The organism is Ruegeria sp. HKCCA5839 (genome assembly GCF_013035585.1).
Taxonomy (GTDB): Bacteria; Pseudomonadota; Alphaproteobacteria; order Rhodobacterales; family Rhodobacteraceae; genus Ruegeria.
Genome location: NZ_WQIE01000009.1, coordinates 62,859 through 86,549, shown reverse-complemented (window position 1 = coordinate 86,549; position 23,691 = coordinate 62,859). Strand labels below are relative to the sequence as shown.

General features: G+C 52.1%; 22 protein-coding genes. 17 read left to right on the top strand and 5 right to left on the bottom strand.

Annotated features, from left to right (window positions below; genetic code table 11):
- Positions 1–31 precede the first annotated feature (31 nt).
- The 11 genes from GOV38_RS19500 to GOV38_RS19450 all read left to right on the top strand — a co-directional run bounded on the left by GOV38_RS19500 (position 32) and on the right by GOV38_RS19450 (position 9,670).
- On the top strand, positions 32–565 hold the full coding sequence (locus tag GOV38_RS19500) for an extensin family protein (protein ID WP_171209606.1): 534 nt from the start codon (positions 32–34) through the stop codon (positions 563–565).
- Positions 566–685: 120 nt separating this feature from the next.
- Complete coding sequence (locus GOV38_RS19495; RefSeq protein WP_254430598.1) at positions 686–1,918, top strand: site-specific integrase; 1,233 nt, start codon at positions 686–688, stop codon at positions 1,916–1,918.
- Complete coding sequence (locus GOV38_RS19490) at positions 1,915–2,805, top strand: hypothetical protein (RefSeq protein ID WP_171209607.1); 891 nt, start codon at positions 1,915–1,917, stop codon at positions 2,803–2,805. The genes GOV38_RS19495 and GOV38_RS19490 overlap by 4 nt, the downstream gene beginning before the upstream one ends.
- 187 nt (positions 2,806–2,992) lie before the next feature.
- Positions 2,993–3,178, top strand: a complete 186-nt coding sequence (locus GOV38_RS19485) for an AlpA family transcriptional regulator (protein ID WP_171209608.1) — start codon at positions 2,993–2,995, stop codon at positions 3,176–3,178.
- A 190-nt stretch (positions 3,179–3,368) separates the two neighbouring features.
- Positions 3,369–3,656: a hypothetical protein gene (locus GOV38_RS19480; RefSeq protein ID WP_171209609.1), complete on the top strand. Its 288-nt coding sequence runs from the start codon at positions 3,369–3,371 to the stop codon at positions 3,654–3,656.
- Positions 3,657–3,945: 289 nt separating this feature from the next.
- Complete coding sequence (locus GOV38_RS19475) at positions 3,946–5,292, top strand: substrate-binding protein (RefSeq protein ID WP_171130301.1); 1,347 nt, start codon at positions 3,946–3,948, stop codon at positions 5,290–5,292.
- Positions 5,293–5,398: 106 nt separating this feature from the next.
- Positions 5,399–6,430, top strand: a complete 1,032-nt coding sequence (locus tag GOV38_RS19470) for a branched-chain amino acid ABC transporter permease (protein WP_171130299.1) — start codon at positions 5,399–5,401, stop codon at positions 6,428–6,430.
- Positions 6,431–6,433: 3 nt separating this feature from the next.
- Positions 6,434–7,639 carry a branched-chain amino acid ABC transporter permease gene (locus tag GOV38_RS19465; protein WP_171130297.1) on the top strand — a complete coding sequence of 402 codons (1,206 nt, stop codon included), beginning with the start codon at positions 6,434–6,436 and terminating at the stop codon, positions 7,637–7,639.
- Between the two features lie 10 nt (positions 7,640–7,649).
- Positions 7,650–8,405: an ABC transporter ATP-binding protein gene (locus GOV38_RS19460; protein WP_171130295.1), complete on the top strand. Its 756-nt coding sequence runs from the start codon at positions 7,650–7,652 to the stop codon at positions 8,403–8,405.
- A gap of 9 nt (positions 8,406–8,414) precedes the next feature.
- A complete protein-coding gene (locus GOV38_RS19455) occupies positions 8,415–9,170 on the top strand; it encodes an ABC transporter ATP-binding protein (protein WP_171130293.1) in 756 nt (251 codons plus the stop codon).
- 107 nt (positions 9,171–9,277) lie between these two features.
- On the top strand, positions 9,278–9,670 hold the full coding sequence (locus GOV38_RS19450; protein WP_171209610.1) for an adenylate/guanylate cyclase domain-containing protein: 393 nt from the start codon (positions 9,278–9,280) through the stop codon (positions 9,668–9,670).
- A gap of 319 nt (positions 9,671–9,989) precedes the next feature.
- Here GOV38_RS19450 and GOV38_RS19445 read toward each other — a convergent pair.
- Positions 9,990–10,744, bottom strand: a protein-coding gene (locus GOV38_RS19445; protein WP_254430599.1) for an IS5 family transposase whose coding sequence is annotated in 2 segments (ribosomal slippage) — positions 9,990–10,426 and positions 10,426–10,744 — 756 coding nt in all. Because the reading frame shifts where the segments join, the coding sequence is not laid out codon by codon here.
- Positions 10,745–10,930: 186 nt separating this feature from the next.
- Entirely contained in the window at positions 10,931–12,646 is a 1,716-nt protein-coding gene (locus GOV38_RS19440) for an adenylate/guanylate cyclase domain-containing protein (protein ID WP_254430600.1), read from the bottom strand.
- A 237-nt stretch (positions 12,647–12,883) separates the two neighbouring features.
- On the opposite strand from GOV38_RS19440, the gene GOV38_RS19435 reads away from it, so the two are divergent.
- Entirely contained in the window at positions 12,884–13,831 is a 948-nt protein-coding gene (locus GOV38_RS19435) for an NAD(P)-dependent oxidoreductase (RefSeq protein ID WP_217352110.1), read from the top strand.
- A 140-nt stretch (positions 13,832–13,971) separates the two neighbouring features.
- Here GOV38_RS19435 and GOV38_RS19430 read toward each other — a convergent pair whose 3' ends face one another.
- Complete coding sequence (locus tag GOV38_RS19430; RefSeq protein WP_171209612.1) at positions 13,972–14,223, bottom strand: hypothetical protein; 252 nt, start codon at positions 14,221–14,223, stop codon at positions 13,972–13,974.
- A 115-nt stretch (positions 14,224–14,338) separates the two neighbouring features.
- On the opposite strand from GOV38_RS19430, the gene GOV38_RS19425 reads away from it, so the two are divergent.
- Entirely contained in the window at positions 14,339–15,229 is an 891-nt protein-coding gene (locus GOV38_RS19425) for a LysR family transcriptional regulator (RefSeq protein ID WP_171209613.1), read from the top strand.
- A gap of 285 nt (positions 15,230–15,514) precedes the next feature.
- Here the strand turns inward: GOV38_RS19425 and GOV38_RS19420 are convergent, their stop codons facing one another.
- Positions 15,515–16,792, bottom strand: coding sequence for a tetratricopeptide repeat protein (locus tag GOV38_RS19420; protein ID WP_171209614.1), 1,278 nt, complete (start codon positions 16,790–16,792; stop codon positions 15,515–15,517).
- 220 nt (positions 16,793–17,012) lie between these two features.
- Between GOV38_RS19420 and gntH the strand changes: the two genes are divergently transcribed.
- From gntH to GOV38_RS19400, 4 genes are all read left to right on the top strand, one after another.
- Complete coding sequence (gntH, locus tag GOV38_RS19415) at positions 17,013–18,344, top strand: guanitoxin biosynthesis MBL fold metallo-hydrolase GntH (RefSeq protein WP_171209615.1); 1,332 nt, start codon at positions 17,013–17,015, stop codon at positions 18,342–18,344.
- A gap of 64 nt (positions 18,345–18,408) precedes the next feature.
- Entirely contained in the window at positions 18,409–19,218 is an 810-nt protein-coding gene (locus GOV38_RS19410) for a hypothetical protein (RefSeq protein ID WP_174838817.1), read from the top strand.
- The gene (locus GOV38_RS19405) at positions 19,169–20,938 is read left to right on the top strand and encodes a hypothetical protein (RefSeq protein WP_171213032.1); all 1,770 of its coding nucleotides are present in this window, start codon (positions 19,169–19,171) and stop codon (positions 20,936–20,938) included. Before GOV38_RS19410 ends, GOV38_RS19405 begins: the two co-directional genes overlap by 50 nt.
- A gap of 4 nt (positions 20,939–20,942) precedes the next feature.
- On the top strand, positions 20,943–22,202 hold the full coding sequence (locus GOV38_RS19400; RefSeq protein WP_171213031.1) for a HupE/UreJ family protein: 1,260 nt from the start codon (positions 20,943–20,945) through the stop codon (positions 22,200–22,202).
- A 334-nt stretch (positions 22,203–22,536) separates the two neighbouring features.
- Here the strand turns inward: GOV38_RS19400 and GOV38_RS19395 are convergent, their stop codons facing one another.
- A complete protein-coding gene (locus GOV38_RS19395) occupies positions 22,537–23,478 on the bottom strand; it encodes a hypothetical protein (protein WP_171210168.1) in 942 nt (313 codons plus the stop codon).
- Positions 23,479–23,691: the final 213 nt, after the last annotated feature.

Genomic DNA, 23,691 nt, shown 5'->3' with positions numbered 1-23,691 from the left:
ATTTCGTAAATTTGAGGTCGAAATCGAAAGGATGAATGATCGTGGTGCGATCTGCGGAGATTGGACCATAATTGGCGAAACCCGAAAGCCGTTTAAAGGCAGATACCGAGGCTGCGGCATCGTTGAACCTGTGCGTATCCGCGCGGTATCTGGGATACTGCTCAGCCAGTTTGCGACATTGGATTGCCCGACCGCGATCACGCTCAAGGCATGGCTTGAAAACACCGCCAAACCGGCCTTTGCAGATCAAGGCGGTGGCCTGAAGGGGCTGCGGCTGGCTGGTCACTATGCGTGCAAGACACAGAACAACCAGCCACGCGCGCGGCTTTCAGCCCATGCGCAGGGTCGGGCCATCGATATCTCATCCTTCATCTTGATGGATGGCACTATCATTACCGTTCAGGACGGATGGGCGGATGAGGACACCAAGGACGTGATGCAAGAACTGCACGCAGGCGCCTGCGGTGTGTTCGGCACGGTGCTTGGCCCTGATGCCGACCGGTTTCATGCCGGTCATTTTCATTTCGACACAACGCGCCGCAGAAATGGATCTTACTGTCGATAGGGTGCGGAAATGGTAGCCCGTAGGGCTGCCATCCCTGATTGACTTGCGTTGCCACCTGTTGAAATTCTCTTTTTAAATACAGGCATGTTTGTGTTGTGCGTTGCCATGCGTGGACGTACAATGACAAAAAGAATGTTGGGTATAATGGTAGGCAAGCGAAAGGGTCAGCATCCCCAGAACGCATTGAAGGCTCCGTTTGTTCGGTCAGCCAAGGGGCCTGCGCTTTATGCTGATGGTAACGGCTTGTACCTCAAAGTTGACGCAAGCGGTGCACGGCGCTGGATTCAACGTCTGATGATCCGGGGTAAGCGGCGCGAGATTGCAATAGGATCAGTATCCCTTGTTTCTCTATCCAGTGCGCGCGAGGCGGCGCTAGATAACAGGCGTACCGCTAGGGCAGGGGGCGACCCAACGGCTGAGAAAAGACGCGCCGAAGAAATCCCGACTTTCGAGAAAGCCGCAAGGGAAGCGCACGAGGCCAACAAGAAGTCATGGCGCAACGCCAAACACGCGCAAATATATTTGAGTTCGCTTGAGACGTACGCTTTCCCACATTTTGGGAATGTCAGTGTTGCCGAGGTGGATGGCGGGCAAGTTCTAGCGGCATTGCTTCCTATATGGACAACTAAAGATGATACAGCGCGCCGGGTACGTCAGCGGATCAGCACTGTTTTCAAGTGGGCCATTGCTAAAGGGTGGCGAACAGACAATCCGGCAGAAACCGTTAAGGCCGTTTTGCCTAAACAGAACAGAAGCAAGCGAACCAACCGCAAGTCACTTCCATATCAGGAAGTATCGGAGTGCGTTGTCAGTGTCCGCAATAGTAGCGCCGAACCCGGTACCAAATTGGCCGTTGAATTCCTGATCCACACTGCCGCACGCTCAATTGAGGTTCGCGAGGCTGTTTGGAGCGAAATCGACTTCGATAAGAATGTCTGGGCGGTGCCTGCTGAGCGAATGAAGATGGCGGCGGGACATCGGGTACCCTTAACTGGTCGCGCTGTGGAGATATTGAGAGAGTCACGGAAACTACATCAGGGGGATCTGGTTTTCCCCGGTCGGATTCACAAAAAACCCCTAAGTGATGCCACGCTGCTGAAACTCGTTCGCGGGCTGGGATACGGCTGCGATATTCACGGTTTCCGGGCCAGCTTCAGGACGTGGGCGCAGGAGCAAACCAACTTTCCGCGCGAAGTCTGCGAAATGGCGCTGGCACACAAGGTGGGCGATGATACGGAAAAAGCCTATGCACGGTCGGATATGTTTGAAAAGCGCCGCCTGCTGATGGATGCCTGGGCCTCATATTTAGCGCTCAAAGGTGGCGAGATAATCAAGATGGCGGGGCAGGTATGACGCATTCATTTCTCCCCCGGCCATATTGTCGCTTCGATGAAATGCGCAGGCGCGTGTATTTTCACCTTTACCCAGACATTCAGGACGACACTGAATTAAAGGGTGAAGTCCAGTCTAATGTAGAAGCTGCCTCTGAGGCGGTTGCAGCGCATCGTCGGCAATTGAGCGACATGGGCCTTGATCCTGATTCAGCGACAAATTGGCTTTTGGTGTCGGTGAAACAAAAGAGCGCTGGGCAGAAATTATCAAAAGAGGCAAAGAGTATTTTTGAAGATGGGGCTGACGCAAAGCACCTACTTTCAATTGCCGGTAAAATTGAGAAAGGCGGCTTTGACCCGATAGATCAATTTTTTCCGCATTGGTCCCAATCTCTCGGTAGGCATATCACACCGCCGCCGCCCAAGGCGCTGAGGTCGATCCAAGTCCAACGGCTACGGGCTTTTATGGATACAGCCAGAGACGCATTGTATCGGGGCCGAATTTCAGCGCACCACAAAAGCAGCGAAGGTATTTTAAGGATTGAAGATAAGAATATTTGGCTTGATGACCGGATCGCGACAATGGCGCTTGAGACTGGACAGCTAACGCACAGTCTCAAGAGATTCAGAACCAACCTCGGTGCTATCGACATGATTTTCGACCGCGATGAGCTTAACTCACAGTTCCCCCCGTTCAGAAACTCAAAGACGCAGAAAGTTGGCCGCAAGAATCTGATGAAACCTGCCATTGATGCGCTTCACAAGCTGTATCCAAACGGCAGGCCAGATGTGCCAGTAAAGACGTTGCGAACACAGATTGAAGGTGAAATCGGGCGAGAGATTGGCACATCTACAATGACCAAAGCAATCGCCAGTGCTTGGGGTGACCGGTCTAGTGGTTCAGAATAGCCAAAAACTAAGCCAAAAATACCCAAGAACTAAGGCCAATACCTAAAAACAATACCCAAATTCTCAACCCGCAAAGTTGGGTATCTTGGGTAAAACAGCATGTTCCCAATGACTTAAACGTGCCTAGAATAGCTAACCATTGAAGCCGCTGGACATTGGTTGCCGGTGGTAGACAATGGGAAACGCGATGATTGAGAAGCATTATCGCCGCAAAGAAGTAGAGGATGTGACGGGCCTCTCTGGCCGTCAAATCTACCGCTTGATGGATCGGGGTGAATTCCCGCGTCCGGTTAAAATGTCTGCGAATATTGTGGCGTGGAAAGAGAGCGACCTTTCTAGCTTTCTTGAGAGCCGCAAGGCAGTCGCAGCTTAAACGAAACCCGCGCCAACGGGCATGTTGGACACGGGGCATTCGTTGCAAGTCTTTGACAGGACTATTCGGAATGTAACGTGTTCATGGGGCTCGTTGAGCAGTACAGGCGGGTACTGGAAACAACCGAACTTGAACGCCGGATCACGGCATTGGAGGCGAAGAAATTAATGTAAAACGCAGAGTAAAAAGCTTGGAACAGAAGGCAGGGAAGCAAATTGTTGTCGCGGTCATTAAAGGTGAATACTTCGACGCAGAGGGGAAACAGATACCCACTGAAAAAGGCCCGCCGAAGAACTTCAGTGAAATCCTGGACAGCGCAAACATTGGTAGCTCGGTGTCAGATGAACGCGTCCCTATGAAGCGAGAAAAGGATGAAGATTATTTTGACTTTCTGGCTCGCATGGAGGCAACGGGGCGTGAGGTTGGGCGACGGGCAGGCGCGGATATAACGCTGATGTTTGGTATCGATTGGCTATGAAAACCAAGGAGCTAATAGAAGGCAAAGCATGCACGACGATTCACAGCAGAAGCGTGACGAACAGACTTTTCATTTAACTGATTAAAACAAAGACATTTTTTATTCTCAAGTGTAATTTTTTTACAGTATTTGTCGCAATCGGTAAATAGCTTTACAAGATTATGTTGTAAATCCAGTAATTTGTTGCGTAATTTTCTAACAGCCTTCCATTGTTGGTTTGCACGCCTGTGCACTTTCGTCTGCTGGAAGAGGAGCCAGTAGACGTAAGATAGGGAAATGGGAGGAATTAATGACCAATAAATCTATCACACGCCGCGGCGTATTGAAGTCTGGTGCCGTTACAGGTGCTGGTCTTTTCTTGCCTACGATCTTCACGGCTTCGTCGGCTGCTGCTTACACCAACGAACCAACCGGCGGTTCCGTAACGCTGGGTTTCAATGTTCCCCAGACAGGGCCGTATGCAGAAGAGGGTAACGACGAGCTTCTGGCGCAACAACTTGCGGTCGAACATCTCAACGGTGAAGGAGATGGTGGTTGCCTGAACACTTTCACTTCGAAGGTGCTTAAGGGCAACGGTATCCTTGGCAAAAAGGTTGAATTCGTCACCGGCGACACACAGACCAAATCAGACGCCGCACGTGCATCTGCAAAGTCGATGATCGAAAAAGACGGCGCGATCATGATCAACGGCGGTTCGTCATCGGGTGTGGCCGTTGCGGTGCAGGGCCTGTGTCAAGAAGCAGGCGTTATATTCATGGCGGGTCTAACCCACGCCAACGATACGACCGGTAAGGACAAGAAAGCAAACGGGTTCCGTCATTTCTTTAACGCGTATATGTCCGGCGCTGCACTCGCACCCGTGCTTGCGGCTGAAATGGGCAACGAACGCCGGGCTTATCACCTGACTGCGGACTACAACTGGGGTTGGACCCAGGAAGAGTCGATTGTTGCCTCGACCGAAGCTTTGGGATGGGAGACGGTCAATACTGTAAAAACACCACTTGCGTCGACGGACTTCTCCTCCTACATCACGCCGGTTCTGAACTCGGGCGCAGATGTGTTGGTTTTGAACCATTACGGCGGCAACATGGTTAACTCGCTGACTAACGCGATCCAGTTCGGCCTGCTCGATAAAGTCGCTAATGGCAAGGACTTCAAGATCGTCGTACCGTTGTACTCCGAACTGATGGCAGCTGGTGCTGGCGAGAACATCAAAGGCGTGCTGGGTTCGATGAACTGGAACTGGCAGCTTCAGGATGAGGGCACAAAGGCCTTTGTGAAGTCCTTTGGTGAAAAGTACGGCAAGCCGCCGTCCAACTCAGCACAGACTTGCTATGCACAAGTCCTGCTTTATGCGGATGCCTGTGAGCGTGCTGGTACATTCAATCCGTGCGGAGTTGTTGAAGCTCTGGAAGACTTCGAGTTCGACGGTTTGGGCAACGGTCCGACTTGGTATCGTGGCGCAGACCATCAGTGCTTCAAAGACGTGTTGGTTGTTCGTGGCAACGAGAATCCGACAAATGCTTATGACACTCTGGAAATCGTCGAGATCACGCCACGTGCTCAGGTCGAATACGACCCTGAGCATCCGATGTTCAAAGGTGGTTCGCTGGGTGAGTGTAATCCAGGCGCATGAGTCCTTTTGCCTATGTCTGGCCGCTGAAACGGCGGCCAGACATAGGCAACTGGTTTGATCCCGTTACACAACCAAATTCACTCTGACCAACCCTGAGGTGGGGCCAATGGACGCCATCCTATTGCAAATTTTGAACGGTCTGGACAAAGGGTCGGCTTATGCGTTGATTGCGCTGGGACTGACGCTTATTTTTGGGACGTTGGGTGTTGTGAACTTTGCCCACGGGGCACTGTTCATGATCGGTGCATTTTGTGCCGTTACCCTGCAAAAGCTCATGAACCTAAGCTTTGAGACCATCGACGAGAGCCAAACCGACTTTCTGGGCAACCCACTGAAGGTTGAAACACCTTACGTCGAAGCTTGGTTCGGCCCAGAGACTGGGGCGACGATCATCGATTGGTCTGTTCCGCTGGCTATCTTGTTTGCGATCCCGATCATGTTAGCAGTGGGCTATGTGATGGAAAGGGGCTTGATTAAGCACTTTTACAAGCGCCCTCACGCTGACCAGATCCTTGTAACCTTTGGTCTTGCGATCGTGTTACAGGAAATCGTGAAATATTTCTTCGGCGCCAATCCAATCCAAACTCCGGCGCCTGACGCGTTGAGCGGATCGATTGACCTTGGCACAATGATTGGGTTTGATCCCAATGCCATAATCTACCCAATTTGGCGTCTGGTTTACTTCGGATTTGCTGTCGCCATTATAGGTGCTGTCTTCTCATTCTTGCAATTTACCACATTTGGCATGGTAGTGCGCGCAGGAATGGCGGACCGCGAGACCGTAGGTTTGCTGGGTATCAATATCGACCGGCGCTTTACGATCATGTTCGGCATTGCCGCCGCAGTGGCCGGTTTGGCCGGTGTAATGTATGGGCCGCTAAACCCGCCAAATTATCACATGGGGATGGACTTTCTGGTCCTTAGTTTCGTCGTTGTTGTTGTTGGCGGCATGGGCTCGCTACCTGGAGCCGTGCTGGCTGGTTTTCTGCTCGGTATTCTGGAGAGCTTTGCCTCAACGACCTGGGCCACCACGACCATCCCAGGCATCAACCAAATCATCATCTACCTTGTTGCCATCATTGTGCTTCTGACACGCCCCCGCGGGTTGATGGGACGCAAAGGCGTGATGGAGGAATAATCGATGTTTGGACTGAATAAAAAAGACACGAGCCTGCTGATCATCGTCGGCCTTCTCACTCTGTTGGCCCCGTTCATCCTGAACCCGTTCCCAGAAGGCAGCGCCATGGCGCAGTTCAACGCGGGTTATCCGGATTTGATGCAACGGTTCGTGATCTTTGGCATCTTTGCCATCGGGTTTAACATCCTGTTCGGCCTAACCGGGTACCTGTCCTTCGGTCACGCAGCCTTTTTGGGTGTCGGATCATATTCAGCCGTTTGGATGTTTAAATTGTTGAGTTACAACATTATTCCGGCTATCGCACTCAGCGTTGTGGTCGCTGGGGTATTCTCGCTACTGATTGGGTATGTCAGTCTGCGCCGGTCCGGGATCTACTTTTCGATCCTGACCCTGGCCTTTGCGCAGATGAGTTTTGCACTGGCCTACTCTGTCTTGTCGAACCCTAAGTTCAACCTAACCAACGGGGAAACCGGACTGCAGGTTTACGCAGACGATCCGCAAATCCTGCAGGGTGCCAACTCACCGGATCTGCCACATCTATTCGGGCTGCCGATGCGCGCTACTTATACGATGGATGTTGGAGCTTGGAGCTTTGATTTTAACGCGGGATATTATTTTTGTGCGATAGTCATGATGGTAGTGTTCTACTTGTCTATCCGCATCTTCCGCTCGCCTTTCGGCATGATGCTACGGGCTGTCAAATCTAACCAGCAGCGAATGAACTACACCGGCCTGAATTCAAAGCCTTACACACTGGCGGCGTTTGTTATCTCTGGTATGTATGCCGGTCTGGCTGGTGGTCTTATGGCTGCAATGGACCCATTGGCAGGCGCAGAGCGTATGCAGTGGACCGCGTCAGGCGAGGTCGTTCTGATGACTATCCTTGGCGGTACCGGCACATTGATAGGCCCAGTTCTGGGCGCAGGCTTCATCAAATACTTCGAGAATATCTTCTCTAAGATCAACGACAGTGTGTTGCACAGTTGGTTTGCTTTCCTGCCTGATGGGTTGGAGGACGCGGTTGTTTTCGTGATCCATCCGTTCATTGGAAAAGGTTGGCATCTAACGCTTGGCATACTTTTCATGCTTGTCGTTATCTACCTGCCGGGGGGGCTGGTCGAAGGTGGCCAGCGTTTGCTCAACCGGATCAAACGCAAGAAACCAAAAACCGATGATGCAACGTCTGGCAAAACAGAACCGGCGGAATAAGGGGCGAGCCATGGCAATTCTAAAAGTCAAAGACGTGAGCAAGCGTTTCGGCGGCCTCAAGGCGCTGACGAACGTAAACCTAGATGTAGAAGAAAACTCGGTTCATGCGATCATTGGGCCCAATGGTGCTGGTAAGTCGACCCTGCTGAATTGTCTGGTGGGCAAGCTTATGCCGGACACAGGAGCCGTATTATTCGACAACGCCTCGGTTTTGGGACTCGAACCTTTTCAGATTAATCAGATGGGCATTAGCCGTGTTTTCCAGACACCAGAGATTTTTGGTGAACTGACGGTGATTGAGAACATGTTGATCCCTATTTTTGCAATGAGGGATGGAGTTTTCCGGATGCATGCGTATGAGACCATCGCCAACGAAAAAGCGATTGTTGAACAGGCTGAAGCGATGCTGGAAGAGATGAACATGGCTGACAAGCGCGAAATGCATGCAGCCTCGCTTTCACGTGGCGATAAGCGCCGACTCGAGATTGGCATGTGCCTAAGTCAGAATCCGCGGCTACTGCTGTTAGACGAACCTACCGCGGGTATGGCGAGGGCGGATACAAACAACACAATCGACTTACTGAAACAGATTAAGGATGAGCGCGACATCACCATCGCAATCATCGAGCATGATATGCACGTCGTATTCAGCCTTGCCGAACGCATCACCGTTCTGGCGCAGGGAACACCCCTGGTTGAAGATACTCCTGAAAACATCCGCGGAAACCCTAAGGTTCGCGAGGCCTATCTAGGCGAGGCTGCGTAAGGAAAACCTATGAACGAGAAACCTGATTTTTCGAAAAATGCCAATATGGCCAGCACTGCACCTGCGTTTCTCTCCGTTTGGGATATGCACTCGTACTACGGCGAAAGCTATATTGTTCAAGGCATCAGTTTCAACGTGCACGAAGGCGAAATTCTTGCGCTTCTTGGGCGTAATGGTGCGGGAAAAACCTCAACACTTCGTTCGATCGCGAGAGTTGGAGAGCCTGAAGTAAGACATGGCGAAATCTGGCTGGACCATAAGCCACTACACAAAATGACTAGCTACGAGGCGGCGGCAGCTGGTCTTGGTCTGGTACCAGAAGACAGGCGAATAATTCCAGGCCTGACAGTCGAAGAAAACCTGCAGCTTGCTCAGATTGCACCCCCAATCGGATGGTCACTAGAACGGCTTTACGAGTTGTTTCCGCGTTTGGGAGAGCGAAGAAAACAAGAGGGAATTACACTGTCAGGAGGCGAACAACAAATGTTGTCAATCGCCAGAGCCCTGGCGAGGGACATCAAGGTCTTGCTCTTGGATGAACCATATGAGGGATTGGCCCCCGTCATTGTCGATGAGATCGAAAAGACCCTTTCTCACGTTAAGCAACAAGGTATGACAACGATAATTGTCGAACAGAATGCCGTACGTGCCTTAGAGTTGGCGGACCGTGCGATCATACTGGATACCGGAACCATTGTTTTTGATGGTACAGCGAAAGAGGTGCTTGAAGACACCAAGCTTCGTGAGGAATATCTGGCGATCTAGCTCGGATATTCCGCGCTGATCAGACTAGTAAAGAGGGTTTAATGCTTGTCCACAGCGGTGGTTTGCTTCGGCTGTAAGTCTGCTGAACAACATGAAACGACAAACTAATGCGCAGCGCCGCAGTGGCGTTGAACGCAGCGTTCCCGGATCAGCCAGACTACAGGCTACGCATCGCGTTAAACAGTGGCGACGCCTTCGGAGGAACGCTGGGAGCCCGCGGCTCGATGAAGTACAACGTAATAGGAGACACCATTAACGTCGCCGCCCGCTTGGAAAGTTACAATAAATCCCTAACACCGGATGCCGATGGTTTCCCGGGGATCTGCATGACGCTGGAAACGGCATGCCTTATCGACCCAGAACGTGATTGGCTGGTTTTAACCGAATACCTGCACGACAATGGACGGACAAATATTGATGTCATCGAGGTGCCGTTTTCAGGAATAAATAGCGGCAATGCAGCGTCGTTGGAGTCGGGCAGCCAGCCGGTCGAGCCGTAGGTCAGATTTCGCAAACTTTGCTTTCTACTCGTCACTGACATTGGATCAAAGGCTGGTAGATCGAATGTGCATGAGACTTCTTGAATGCCTGCTTTTTTCGAGATCGACACTGTAACATCGCGGATGCAGAGAAGGTCTGCTTTCCGTCCAGATTGATGGATGATGCGCAGAGAACCAGCGTCCAGTTTAGCCGGGATAGAATGCGCGATTGCAATGTGTAAAACGGTCCTCGATTTGAGTAGGCGTAGTCGCAAACAAAGATGTTCTCTCAAGCAGCTAATTCGAATTTGAGCGTATCGAACCAGCCTAGGGTCAGGACTCATAACCAGAAGATGACGGTAGCAGCGATGCAGATTGCCGACAGGAACAGCTCACCGCATCGATCATAGCGGGTCGCGATACGACGCCAGTCTTTCAACCGTGCGAACAGGTTCTCAACGCGGTGCCGTTTGCGATACATGCAAGGGTCATGGCTGGCAGGGTCCCTTCGTCCTCGACGCGCTGGAATGCACGCAGCGATGCCGCGTTCGGCCAGTGCCTCTCGGAACCAGTCTGCGTCATACCCTTTGTCCCCCAGCAGAATCTTGGCGGGTGGCAAGCTGCCGAGCAAGGCCAGCGCACCTTTGGCATCGCTCATTTGTCCAGCTGAGAGAAAGAACGTCAGAGGTCGCCCGCGCCCGTCGCAGACCGTGTGCAGCTTGCTGTTCAAACCACCTTTGGTTCGACCGATGGCTCGTGTTCGAGCCCCCCTTTTGAAAGGCTTGCCGCTGTTCGGTGCGCTTTCAGGTGGGTGCTGTCGATCATGATGGTTTTGCCGTCCGGTCCCGGTTGCGCCAGTTCCCGGAAGATACAAGCGAATACACCAAGGCGGGACCACCTGACAAACCGATTGTATAGTGTCTTGTGCGGCCCATACTCAGCCGGTGCATCCCGCCATCGCAGCCCATTGCGGATGACATAAATGATACCACTGAGAACCTTGCGGTCGTCGGAACGCGCTACCCCGCGCGGTTTGGGGAACAGGTGCTGGATGCGTTTCAGGTGCTGTAGGTCGAGCCAGAACAAGTGCGACATGGACAATCCTCCTATCGCCCTTGAATCATGATGGCGTCACCGATGGAACCGGCTCACACAATGTCCGCTCAGAACAGCGAACCGGTCATCCGACAAAAAGCCTCAGATGACGGCTCCGAGCCCAAAGCGGACACAGTGGGTATCAGTTTCCAAGAAAAATTGAGATGCCATAAATCAGCGTTACACTTATTCGGGCAGGCCGGCCAAACGCAGAGACGCGCAGTCTTTCTCCAATTGTTCTATATCAGAGAAAAGCTGAGTTTTCGCCCAATCCGATACGGAAAACTGAGGACGGTATTTCATAACATTCTGTGCTTCATCGCGAGCGGCCTCAAGGTTATCCGTTTCCACATGTACGATAACGAGGTCTAGGTGACCAAAGCCTTCAACCCTTTGACCATATTCGGCGAATGCCTCCTTGGCTTCCTCGTATCGACTATCGAGCCGAAGTGCCAAACCCAAAACGCCAGCGTACCAGCCCGGATAATGAGGGTTGAGAGTAATGGCTTGCCGCGCCACACGGATAGCTTCTTTTGCCTGTCCATTGAATGCCAATGTAATCGACAACCTTGCAGCCACATCAGCGTGGTTTGGATTTAGCTCCAGCGCTTCATTGAACTTCTCGATAGCCGACACCAGCTTGCCATCAATTGCATCCGCGAAACCTGCAATTGCGTGAGCTTCCGGGTTATAGCTGTCGATTTCCAGAGCAAACCGAGCGCAGTTACGTGCCTCTGCCAGCGCAGCACTTCGGTCTACTACAAAGCCGTGCCTTGCTTCGACAGTGCAAATGAACCCCAAAGTACAATGTGGCGCAGAGTAGTTAGGATCGAGGGAAATTGCCTGTTGCGCAAACCGGCGAGCGTCGGCCTGTGCTTCTTTCGTTATCCTGCGCGAAGCTTCGACGGCTTGCAATTGAGCAGTCCAGGCATCAAGATTTTTTGTCCCCGAACCTCTGAATCGGGCCATCTCACCAGCCAAGAGCTCGACTTGAAGCTCGGTCGCAATCCTGAGGGCAATTTCATCCTGAACTTCGAATACGTCTTCTATGAGGCGATCATACCGGTCTGCCCAAATGTGCATTCCAGACTTCGCATCGATTAGCTGCGCAGTAATCCGCACACGACTACCGCTTTGGCGTACACTTCCCTCGAGAACAAGATCGACGCCCTGTTCCAGTCCAACCTGTTTCACGTCCACAGAACGCCCTTTGTAGACGAATGTAGAGTTGCGCGCGACGACCAGTAAATTCGGGAGTTTTGATAAAGTGGTGATGATCTCTTCGGTAATGCCATCTGCAAAAAACTCCTGATCGGGGTCAGAAGAAAGATTATCAAAAGGTAAGACGCCGATTAGCAGAGACTTTGTATGGCTAGCCGGAGTTACTCGCGGTGGGGCAGAACCTGGCGGCGACCATTGGAAAACTTCTATTGGTGACGGCGCGTTCTTAAACTGTCGCTCTCCAGCGCGATAAAATTGCTCAGCGAGACGCTCGTCAAGGCTGCGATGGACGACATCTGAAATTAACACAGCCCCTTCACTAGATGCCTCTTGTAACCTTGCGGATAGATTTATGCCGTCGCCGAAAATGTCATCTTCCTCGAATACGACATCTCCAAGATGAACGCCTACTCGTAGTTTCAGTGAGGACTGAGTTGACACTTGGCTTTGAAGATCGAGGGCGCATCGCACCGCGTCAGACACCGAGTTAAACTCGACTATCCATCCATCACCCATCCTTTTGACGACATTACCGCGATGATCGCTAACCAAGGGATCAAATAACTCTCGACGTAAAACACGAAGTTCGCTGAGAGTTCTGTTTTCATCTGCCTTCATCTGGCCTGAGTAGTTTACTACATCGGCCGAGAGCACTGCGGAAAGTCTGCGGTCTCCGTTCATGTCTATTCGTAACGCATAATACGTTACGTGGGAAAGAGATCGTATATCTGGAACCTTCACACGAACTTCGACCGGCTGCTTTGTCCGCAAAGCGGATGCTTGGCAGGTCGGATTCAATTACCGTATTGAGCCCAAAGCGGGACTTACACTAATATGTCGACTGCTTTGATGAACTGGACGATAGTTGTTCCGCTGGTAGTAAAGGAAACTCAAATAATGTCTCTTACGGAGCCATTCTTGGTTGATCCCGCGCGTGTGGTTGGGCCCGTCTTGGTCACGGGAGCCAGTGGATGCATCGGCTCTTGGGTGGTCGCAATACTCCATCAATCCGGTGTTCCAGTCATCGCCTGCGACTTGGAGGACAATCGCTCACGCTTGTCTTTGTTGATTGGAGAAGCAGAAGCCAACGCGGTCGTTTGGGAGATCTTGGATGTTACAGGCGGGGAAGTTCTCAGCAACTTTTGCAAAACGAAAAACATCACAAGCATTATTCATCTCGCCGGTCTTATGATCCCGTTCTGCAAAGCCGACCCAGCGCGAGGGGCTCGAGTCAATGTCGAAGGTACGATAAATGTACTCGAAGCGGCGCGTCACAACGGCATTAAGAAGCTTGCTTATGCCAGTTCCTCAGCAATTCATGGTATGCCGCCTGGAGGACCAACGATTGCCACACTTTACGGCGCTTACAAACTTGCGAATGAATACACCGCCAAAGTGTATTGGCTGGACTGGGGAGTACCCTCCATCGGCATCAGACCAAATGTTGTTTATGGTGTGGGACGAGATCAGGGCATGACTTCCGAATTCACTGTTGGAATGGCTCATGTAGCAATGGGGGAAGCGTTCCAAGTCTCATATGGCGGACCGATTAGCTGGCTTTACGCGGGTGAAGCAGCGGCTGCATTCATAGCAGCGGTGTGCAACGACGGAGAAGAAGCACTCGTTTTTGACCTCAACGGGACTTGCATGTCAGTTGAAGAAGGGTTGGAAATCCTATCCAAGCTCGCTCCCGATCATGGTATGACAACTTCCGGAACATCCTTGCCTGTCCCAGCTGACTTGAGTGACCAGCCAATCCGCGATTTCTTGGCGGATTACCCATCTGTTTCGCCTACTGACGGGATCAAATGGACGCTCGACGCGTTCACTAAATTGAATGCAGAGCGAAAGTTAGCCGCCCGCTAAGTCCGCAGTGCTGTTACTCACCACAATTCGACGAACGATCGCTCCGAGCCCAAAGCGGAGAATGCGGCGCATTGCACCAATGTCTTCTATCGCGGTGACAAGGGATATCAGCTGCAGCTTTTGGCTGATTGGGACATGGCTCAAACGTGCTTCGAATGCAATCGTTCGGCGGTGCATTGCAGCTTTATTGCGAAAGCATACAAAATCAGTGCAATTCTGCTCCGAAGGAACATAGTTGTTTGTTTGCGCTTGTGCTGCCGTGCCGTTTTGGCTTCACGCACCAGCGTGCGTCGACGGTTGGCAAGGTATGCATCCTGAGCAACCTCAAAGCGGTTTCTGGGGGGAGTTTGCTGGCGTATCTCAGAAAGATAAGTGTTCAGATCGAATACCATAGCGTGCTCTTGTGTTTGAATTATCGGTTCTACTTACATCCTGCTGTCTTTCAAAAATTTTCGTAATCCACTAAAAATGCAATGGACTGTTCCATAATTCAAAACGGTTAGTGAAATGAACAAGCTCGATGCGATCAAGGTTAGCCGTGAAGTGGCACGGCAAGGTGGCTTTGCGGCCGCAGGACGACGCTTAAACATTTCCACCCCTAGTGTAAGTCGTCTTGTTTCTGAACTGGAAGATTACCTAGGCGTGCGACTGTTTCTACGCTCAACGCGTCAGATTAGCCTGACCGAAGAGGGCGATGAATTCTTAAATCGCGCCTGTAATCTGGTTGATGAGCTCGACGCCATCAGCGCTGAAATCAAAGATCGTCGTTCGGCCCCACGCGGACATCTAGTCGTTAGTAGCGTCGTCGCCTTCGGACAGGAAATGATTGCTCCCGCCATTCCGGGATTTCTGGCCAAGTACCCTGATGTAACAATCGACCTGCGTCTCGAAAACCGTCACACCGACCTAATCCAGGAGAATGTTGACCTCGCGATAAGGGTCGGAGGTAGCGAGGGGCTGAAAATCTCGGAGTTGAAGTCGCGGTTACTATTCTCACAAAAGTTAATTTTTGTCGCGAAGCCTGAGTTTGTCGAACGGTATGGCGCACCAGAGGATTTGGAGGATATAGCGGACCGTCCCACCGTGAAGCAGATGACTGGCAACTGGGGCGTGGTAAATCGGTTGAGCAGCGGCGGCAAGCTTGTCGAATTTAGCATGCCGGATACATTTGTGGTGAACTCGCCAAATGCAGCGATAAATGCCGTGAAATCAGGGCACGTCATGGGATTGATCGGTGACTATCTCGTGCAAGACATGCTGGCGCAAGGTCAACTCCTAAGGCTTTTGCCAAGCTATGAGACAGAAGAGCAACCTGTGTTTGCGGTTTTTGTGCACCGCAATTACATGCCCGCAAAACTCAGGGCCTTTATAGACCATTTAGTTGAAGTACTGAGATGAACCACATTCGTCGCGATTGCGTAAATGACTGCTCTGAGCCCAAAGTGGACGATAGTGCAAACGCAGCGAATGGCTGCTTCGAGCCCAAAACGCCGAATGCTGCAGTCCGGGCCAACGACTGTTATGCGCAGAAAGCAGACTTTGCAAAGTCGCGCAGAACGTCCCTTATCGGGGCTTCCGATATCGATCTCGGTTCCGCGCTAGTGATGTGAATTTCAACCTGAGTACCGGCCCCACCAGAGACTATTGTGACCATGGCATCGCTACCAGTTGCTGTGCATCACCCTATCGGACAGGGCTTACCCAGCCTTGTTTTCGTAACTCGCGTAACACCGCTTCTGCATTTTCGACGTCTTTGTGGATACTTTTGAGCATCGCACCTATCGGCGCTTCTGGCCATGCGCGCTCTAGTTCAGTCAGTTTGGCTTTAGCCGCATGGTCTTGCCCCATGGCTGACAACGCTGCCGTTACATAAGCTAGTGAAGGAGCGCTGAGCGGATCGCCAAGTTGCTTTGCCTCTTCAAAGCGCTCTACTGTTGTTTGATATTCACCCAGATGAAAATGCGTTGCGCCCGAAATGTTTCGATTTGCAAACCTTTGGTTGCTGGAACCTAGCAAAGAAAGCCTATCCGCTGTTTCAATTGCTTCCTCAAACTCGCCCGAAAACAAAGCCACAGCACCAAGAAAGTCGAGGACTGCTCCATCATTCGGGTCAAGTTTTGATGCTCGTCTACCGAGCTGCAGCGCGGCGTCAAAGTCGCGATTGGCGAAACTGGCCCAGCTTTTAGCAGACTGACTCCAGGCTTGGTCTGGGGCAAGGCTTACTGCTTGGTTCGCCAGTTTCATGGCCGCATCAGCATATTCGATCTTGGCATCGGAGGGCGGAGTTATCACTGCAAGGGACGCGAGCGCCTGCGCTGCACCGGCATATCCACCGAAGTATTCTGGATCGATCTCGATCACGCCTTCGAACACTGACAGAACCAGTAACTGGCGCTGTCGGTCGAAGATCGGAAATATCATTGTCCGCGCTTGTTGCGCCAAATTGAATGCTTGTAATGCAGCAGGGGATTTTTCGTAAATTGCCGCGCGCTGCAAGTACGCGTTCGACTCAGTTGCAGATAGGCCACCCACTTCGGCAGAAGCAGTTTCCTGTCCATCTTTGGCAAGACCAACTGCGATCAACGCACCTACGACAGCCCCAATGACAAACGCCCCAATGGGCAGCCCAAAGCGTTTGGCTGTTGTTGAGACCGAAACTACACTGGTTTCTGTGACAGTTTCGAACCGTGGCCGATATCCACCGCTATCAACACACAGCCGTACCGGGTCATCCTTCCCAATACCTTCGTAATGCAATTCCAAGAATTGACGAAGCCGCCGTGCATCAACGCGAACGATGTTTTCCGGATCGGTCCCTTCCGAGGTATCGCGGTCATAAACATCTTGAGCGATAGTCTTGCCGCGAATTTGATCTCCCCGACCGGCGAGCTCTTCCTCGACGATGTACGTCAGGAACGCCCGCAGCCTATCGGATCCATCTAGATGAGCGTCGGCAAGCACCCTGCCTAGGGCCGCGCGTTTGTGGCCGTCTGAGATGTTTTCAGAACTCCTAACCATATTCGTATTTTTGCAATTACCGGCACGTGAGTCACCCCGTTATTCACCGTGAGTCACTTACGTGAATGTCCCTAAGCCTTAGACTTGTAACCAAAACAGCGAGCCGGAGCGCGAAAACCCGCAATCCCAGCTTGCCAATCACCAAACGACTGGAGGATGACACATGGCCCAATGTATGAACTACAGGAGTCTTAGCAAGCACTTCGCAATTGGTGTGATATTTGGCGCTTGGGCTGTCTCCCCGCAAGCGATTACTGACGCGGTGATTGATGTGGTTTCCCCCTCGGCAGCACATGCGCAAGAAACAGAAGACGTTTCTCCGACGATGGTGCGTGATCGCCCACGCGATGTGTATTACCCCAATACCGAAGATCTCGCCGAAGACGAGATGCGGGTCATCGCGTGTGGAACAGGAATGCCTACAACGCGGGCTGCCCAGGCAGCTGCGTGTTTCCTTGTGGAGCTGGGTAACGGAGACAAGTTCTTGTTCGACATTGGCTCGGGATCGGCTGAGCGAATTTCTTCCCTGCAAATCCCGTACAATTATTTGAACAAGGTCTTCATTGGTCACCTTCACACTGACCATTTCGGAGCATTGCATGACCTATTCATCGGAGGCGCATTGATGGGCAGAAATGTTCCGTTGCGGGTTTGGGGGCCAAGCGGCCCTGCCGAAGAGCTGGGTACAGCATATGCCTTGGATCATATGCAGAAGATGTTGACGTGGGATCTAGCAGGGCGAGCCGGCAACATTGATTTCCGAGGCTACTCTATGGAAGTCAACGAGTTCGACTACAAACTGGAGAATGAAGTCATTTATGACGAAAACGGCGTCCAAATTAGGACGTTTCCCGCCATTCATTCGATTGACGGGGCTGTCAGCTATGCGTTGGAATGGAGCGGGCTGAAATTCGTTTTTAGTTCAGACACTTATCCCAATAAGTGGTTCAAAGAGTATGCAAAGAACGCGGACTTGGCGATCCATGAGTGCTTCATTGCGGTTCCAGATCTCGTTTCCAAGATGAGGTTCACACCGGAATCCGCTTTGCTTGTAGGAACCCAGGTCCACACGGCGCCGGAAGCATTCGGGAAAGTTATGAGCGATATCCAACCACGGATGGCCGTTGCTTATCACTTCTTCAATGATTTCGATACGTCAACAGGTGTCTATGAACGCATACGTTCAACCTATGATGGTCCGTTAAGCTTGGCTAATGATTTCATGGTTTGGAACGTTACAAAGGATGACATCACTGTCCGCATGGCGGCGACTGAAGAACGAACATGGTCACCACCTCTCGCTGCACCAGCCGATCCGCCGAACCCGGCAGACAAAACAGCTTACGCTGAAAAGGTGGGATTAGCGCCGGAAGTAATGGAGTTCTCAGAGTTCACAAAGGGCGGATTTGACGACGTAGATGACGTTTTACGTCCGATCTACGAGGAAGCTTCGGAAGCGCTAGGCAAAAACTTCCCGTATCCGGGCGATGAATAAAGCCAAATTTGACCGGCGCGACTTCAACACGCGCCGGTTCTATCAATTCTGATCGGAATTCTCTATGCGATACACCTCATTGATTTCCCGCTATTTGGTCTGTGTTGGTTGGTTGCTTGTCGCGACATCCCATGCGGCGAGCGCTCAGTCTCTTACGCGTTCTGAAGATGATGAAGGTGGATGGCGACACTCAATCACGCCCTACCTGTTTCTTCCGCTCAGCACGACGGGCACATCAGCCATAGATGGAACAAGCGTCGATCTAGACCTGAGCCTGAGCGAGGTGCTGGACGTACTGCAAGGCGCAGCTTCCGTACGCTATGAAGGCTGGAACGGTGATTTCGGGATCATCTCCGAGCTCTACTACGTAAGGCTTGGTGAAGACGGAACCTTGCCCGGTGGAAATGTAGACGTTGATGTTGATGTCCGGCAAACCTTTGTCAACGTTCAGGGGGCTTACCGATTTGCGAACGGGGTCAATGCTTCGGGTCGACGCTATGCAGCAGACGCCGCAATTGGCGTTCAGTGGAACCGGCTTAAACAAGAAATTGACATTGCGGGCCCTGGGCCTGGCGTAACGCTGGGCGGAACAGAGGATTGGTTCGAGCCGATGATCGCTCTCCGCTACGCGATGGAAATCAACGATAAATGGAGTTTCGCCAGCCGTGCCGAACTGAGCGGCTTCGGCGTGAATGGCGATGACCTGCAATACCTGCTTCTGGCTGGGTTTGACTGGAAAGGCTGGGAGAACACGTCCCTGCGGTTTGGCTATCAGTTCTACGGAATTGACTATTCCACTGACCGCTCGGGTGGGGAGTTTGCCTATGATGTGGACCAGAATGGTATCTATGCTGCTGTCGCGTTTCATTTCTGAGATTGGCGAATGCAGCAAGACATGGGTTTGGGTGGGCTCGGCGCTTGCGAGTCTTGCGTTTGGCGCAAGCCAATCGCATGCGGATCTCGTGTCCCCCTACGGCGGAGAAACCGCGCCGAACTTTGTCGAGCTTTCGGTGCAGCCTGATCATGTGCGGGTCATCCTTGAGGTCGACCTGAGTGACTATCCCATATTCGTCATTCCAGATGATGGTTCAGGTGCATCTCTGGCTGAGCGTACTGGTCAGAACATTCAAATCTGGGCAGACGAAGTGGAACTGACCAGTACAACGAATACGATTGATGTGCGTCCAAGAATTACCCGGCAAACAGCAGCGAGCGCTCAGTATCGACCGCGACCGCGCAGCGAAAATGTCGTCTTCGTGGATATGGAGTTTCCGTTCAATGGCAAACCTGAACGGATCACCTTTATTCCCCCCCTAAGTCCAGACGGGATTCCCTTGGCTTCACTTGGCGTTGTGGCCGAGCACATGGGCGTTCCAGTGACAGATTATCGATACCTTTCTCAGGCTGAGACAATGCTGCCAGATTGGGACGATCCGTGGTTTACAAAGTTTGAGAACCCAAATCTCACCCGCCACCACAAGTCCTCGATGATGTCTTTTCTGGCCATGGAACCGCGTGTCATCCGGCACGAGATAATTTTGCGTTTGACTGACTTCGAAACCTGGACGGATTTGAACTTTGAAGGCGCAGAGCGATTAACTCCAGATGATGTCGCCAGGATCAAGTCTGGCGTATCGGACTTTCTTGAGATGCGAAACCTGCTCGCCGTAGACGGCAAGCCGATGAAACCGGAAACGGTACAGGTCTCACGTATCGAAGTTGGGGCCGAAGGCTTGCGTGTTCTTCCGGATGAAGCGGAGGCAAACCGAAAGACGATGCTGCTGGGTGTTGTCCTTTCCTATCCGGTTGCGACCTTGCCGAGCCGAGTTGATCTGGCGTGGGAGCTTTTCCCAAATGGTCTGGATGTCATTCCGATCACCCTCTCCGATCCGGCAGGGGCGGTCCCTTCGCAGATTTACGCATCCGATCCAGTTGTGAGTTGGAATAATCACCTGAAAACTTGGGTAAACCCAAAAACAGGCCCGGTCGTCGTCAAAGTCGCGGGCGTAACGCAGGTGCCATCGTTTGCGTTCGGCCTGGGCTTTCTATGTTTGATATGCGCCTATCTTTCGTTGCAGCGCACGAACGGTCAGCGCCTGATTTTGCTTGGCCTGACAGGCGCCTTTGGTGCCGCCGCGATTGTCACCTATTCGCTGAAAATCTCATCGACAGCGCCCGAGCCGGATGAGTTCGCGACGCATCAAATCGTAGAAGGCCTGTTGACCAACATCGGAACTACGATGCTTGAGACGCGAGATGATAATGCCGTGGCGGCGATGGAGCCATATGTCGAAGCAATCAATCGCGACAAAGTTCAAGCAGAAATGCGTCGTGGCTTGTCAGTTACCTTGCCCTCTGGCGCCATGGCACGCGTCGAAGCGATTTCTGACCTGAATGTTGAGAGCTTCACGCCCGGCGAAGACAGAAATCAGCATCAGGTCCTCGCCAATTGGACCGCCCGTGTAAGCGGAGGTCATTGGGGGCATCTACACAGGCAAGCGGTTTCTTATCGTGGCTTGCTAGACGTTTCGCGGCACGGCGATCATTGGATGCTTGATGACCTGACGATTATCAGCGCCAAAACGGAAGGGTAGTTCAATGGTTTTCGTGAGGTTATTCTTTACCGCATTCATTTTTGCCGTGGTCTTTTTGACTGCTGATAAAGCAGAGGCGCATTTCAATTTAAACCAGAATGTCCGCATTCATCATGTGGCTCACTCAGAAGATGGACTTGATGTCTATTTGCGCCTTCCGATGCCTTATTTGGTCGCAGAACTCGTCGGTCCCGAAGGCCCGGACGGTTTGCCTGCACCGGCTCCGTACACATACAATGTGATCGAAGATGGCGTGCTCATGCACTACTTGGATCAGGCCGCATTTCACAAAGACCCAACCGGCTTGGCTCGTATTGCTGAAAACAGCTTTGTGCTATCTATCGACGGTCACCGACAAACATCAAAGATCGTCTCGATAAGACTACATCCGTTGGGGCAAGAGCCCGGATTTGCTACACTCAATGAGGCACGCGAGGCGCTTGCATCAAGAGATGTTTTTCCAACAAGCAAGGAGGTTTATGCTGGCGAGGTGATGGTTGACGTGCATCTGCGCTTTGTGACGGCAGAGGTTGGAGCATACAGTGTATCCTACACGTCAGATCCGGGTCTTCCTGGGCAAGATGATACAGCGAACCTAATACTCGATTACAACGGGCAAGATGTTCGGACATTTCGTGCGAGGGGCTTGATGCATACCCCGGTCGAAGTTTCCGGATCAGCGACCGCAGCCGCTTCGACCTTCTTTGTCGAGGGAATTCGACACATATTGGAAGGCCCCGATCATGTTCTCTTTGTACTTTGCATGATCATTGGTGCCTTGAACTTGCACAGCCTTCTCGCCCGCGTCACAGGCTTTACCTTGGGCCACACGGTAACATTGATTTTAGGTTTCTTTGGTTTCGCGCCGAGCGGAGCGTGGTTCATCCCAACCGTCGAACTGACAATAGCACTTTCAATAATCTACGCGGCCGCATTGGCGGTTTGGCCGCCAGAGAAAGGATATGGCGACCTGAAGGCTTTTGTCATCACGTCCGGCATTGGGTTGCTGCATGGGTTTGGGTTCTCCTTTATGTTGCACCAAATTCTCCAAGTCGATGCACCGAACGTTTGGCACAGCTTGCTGGCCTTCAATGTTGGAGTAGAGGCCGGACAAGTCATGATAGTTCTATTGGTCTGGCCCTTGGTGGTGTTCCTGCGCAAACAACCAGGTCGTATTTGGGTCGGCTCTCGCGCTGTCGTTGCCGTATGTGCAAGTCTGATAGCAATGGTTTGGGTAGTGGAACGGGCAGAGTTTTTTCTCTGATACTTGGGTTGTTGACATGAACCACGCAGCTGCTGGCAATCTGACACGCGGCTTTTGCCGATGTGCGGTCAGTCCTTTGCGTATCACTCAATCTGCAAAGTCCTGGATTGAATGTCCGGTTTAGGCTGACCGCGATCCTTTGGAGCAATACTGCGGATGTCCGCAAAGTCCGCATAGCAGTCGTTCACGCCAGATGCAGCGAACGAGGGCACCGAGCCCAAAGCGGACCTTCTGTTCTGCTTCCATCGCTCAAACCTATTGTACCTCACAACGCACCTGCACGAGACGATGTGTCCATATACCCTAAGTCTGCGGAGTGGTTATGCCAGTAAGTTCAGCGATGCGGAGTTACGTTAGTCTTTGTAGCTGGGTTTAAATCGTCATTCGGGTCCGTCAAGATGCCTTCTGGAAAGGACACCGAGATAGGCCGATCTGACGTGTCCATGCAAAGCATATGATTGTTATCCCCGTCACCTAGGTTGGCGAGCGCGAGCGGCTTCACTTCACGACGGGTCCCATCAAGTGCCTCGACGGTGATAGTATATAGATCGCGTTCTGCCTCACCTGGTTCGCTGCCATCCTTAAGCGTCACACCCCCTTCCCACGTCACTCGAACCGCCTGAACGACACCTTCCGTCGGGCAGAGGCTGCCCCTGACGCGACGCGGGCCCAAATTGCCGACCAGTGTCCAGTCCTCCACGACTTCGGCCAAAACAATCGATGGCCCGTCTTCTAAGGGTATCACCGACGCACTCACTCCCTGAAAATCAAGCATGCCATCGATCGAATGCAAATGCCCGACAACGTCAACCCTAACCGGTGGGTCGCTTTCGGCGGGTCCCAATTGCCCTATCAAAAGAACCGTGCGCAACTCCCCAGGGTCTGTAGCTGGGAGCACGGACGCGCAGTGCATCTTCCCCGACGCGCCTGACCGAGTTGTGACTTTAAAATCCCCGGCCTGCATAGTCGCGATGTCTATCTCAGTAGAAAAGATCACGGGCATTCCGGTGTTGCCCTCAGACCCTCTGCAAATCACATTTGAGACGCGTGGAAGTGCGTCAAGGCCGTGGAAGGCCGAGAGGAGTTTAGCGGATTGGCCGTTAACTTCTCTAGGCAGGTCAGCATCTGCCGTCGCATCAATAAGGTCGCGATTGGATATGTTGTCGGTCCAAGACCCCGGTCCATACATTATGAACCAAATAACACCGGCGATGATTGCCGCCGTCACACCCAACAAGCCGGCGATGATGGTCCGTTTCGGAATGCCCTTGATCACACAAGCTACCTCTGCACGTTGTGAGTTGCGGATACAATTCTTACCGCAAGCTTCCTGTGCCTAGAAGAACAGTCTGGTAAGAAACCGCAAGAGTAGCGAAACAAGCTCAATTGCTATTGAGTATATACTCGTGAAGACTTCAGTTGAGCAGAAGCATCGCCAATTGCATTGACCGTACTTACACAACTGAACGGCCGCATCGTTTCCAAAGCG

What these genes read in the sequence shown, in the direction of transcription:
- GOV38_RS19405 (WP_171213032.1), top strand. Translation starts at nt 19,169, where the DNA reads ATGATGTGGACCAGAATGGTATCTATGCTGCTGTCGCGTTTCATTTCT.
- GOV38_RS19490 (WP_171209607.1), top strand. Translation starts at nt 1,915, where the DNA reads ATGACGCATTCATTTCTCCCCCGGCCATATTGTCGCTTCGATGAAATG.
- GOV38_RS19470 (WP_171130299.1), top strand. Translation starts at nt 5,399, where the DNA reads ATGGACGCCATCCTATTGCAAATTTTGAACGGTCTGGACAAAGGGTCG.
- GOV38_RS19465 (WP_171130297.1), top strand. Translation starts at nt 6,434, where the DNA reads ATGTTTGGACTGAATAAAAAAGACACGAGCCTGCTGATCATCGTCGGC.
- GOV38_RS19400 (WP_171213031.1), top strand. Translation starts at nt 20,943, where the DNA reads ATGGTTTTCGTGAGGTTATTCTTTACCGCATTCATTTTTGCCGTGGTC.
- GOV38_RS19475 (WP_171130301.1), top strand. Translation starts at nt 3,946, where the DNA reads ATGACCAATAAATCTATCACACGCCGCGGCGTATTGAAGTCTGGTGCC.
- GOV38_RS19410 (WP_174838817.1), top strand. Translation starts at nt 18,409, where the DNA reads ATGCGATACACCTCATTGATTTCCCGCTATTTGGTCTGTGTTGGTTGG.
- GOV38_RS19455 (WP_171130293.1), top strand. Translation starts at nt 8,415, where the DNA reads ATGAACGAGAAACCTGATTTTTCGAAAAATGCCAATATGGCCAGCACT.
- GOV38_RS19495 (WP_254430598.1), top strand. Translation starts at nt 686, where the DNA reads ATGACAAAAAGAATGTTGGGTATAATGGTAGGCAAGCGAAAGGGTCAG.
- GOV38_RS19485 (WP_171209608.1), top strand. Translation starts at nt 2,993, where the DNA reads ATGATTGAGAAGCATTATCGCCGCAAAGAAGTAGAGGATGTGACGGGC.
- GOV38_RS19500 (WP_171209606.1), top strand. Translation starts at nt 32, where the DNA reads ATGAATGATCGTGGTGCGATCTGCGGAGATTGGACCATAATTGGCGAA.
- GOV38_RS19425 (WP_171209613.1), top strand. Translation starts at nt 14,339, where the DNA reads ATGAACAAGCTCGATGCGATCAAGGTTAGCCGTGAAGTGGCACGGCAA.
- GOV38_RS19430 (WP_171209612.1), bottom strand. Translation starts at nt 14,223, where the DNA reads ATGGTATTCGATCTGAACACTTATCTTTCTGAGATACGCCAGCAAACT.
- gntH (WP_171209615.1), top strand. Translation starts at nt 17,013, where the DNA reads ATGGCCCAATGTATGAACTACAGGAGTCTTAGCAAGCACTTCGCAATT.
- GOV38_RS19460 (WP_171130295.1), top strand. Translation starts at nt 7,650, where the DNA reads ATGGCAATTCTAAAAGTCAAAGACGTGAGCAAGCGTTTCGGCGGCCTC.
- GOV38_RS19440 (WP_254430600.1), bottom strand. Translation starts at nt 12,646, where the DNA reads ATGAACGGAGACCGCAGACTTTCCGCAGTGCTCTCGGCCGATGTAGTA.
- GOV38_RS19450 (WP_171209610.1), top strand. Translation starts at nt 9,278, where the DNA reads ATGCGCAGCGCCGCAGTGGCGTTGAACGCAGCGTTCCCGGATCAGCCA.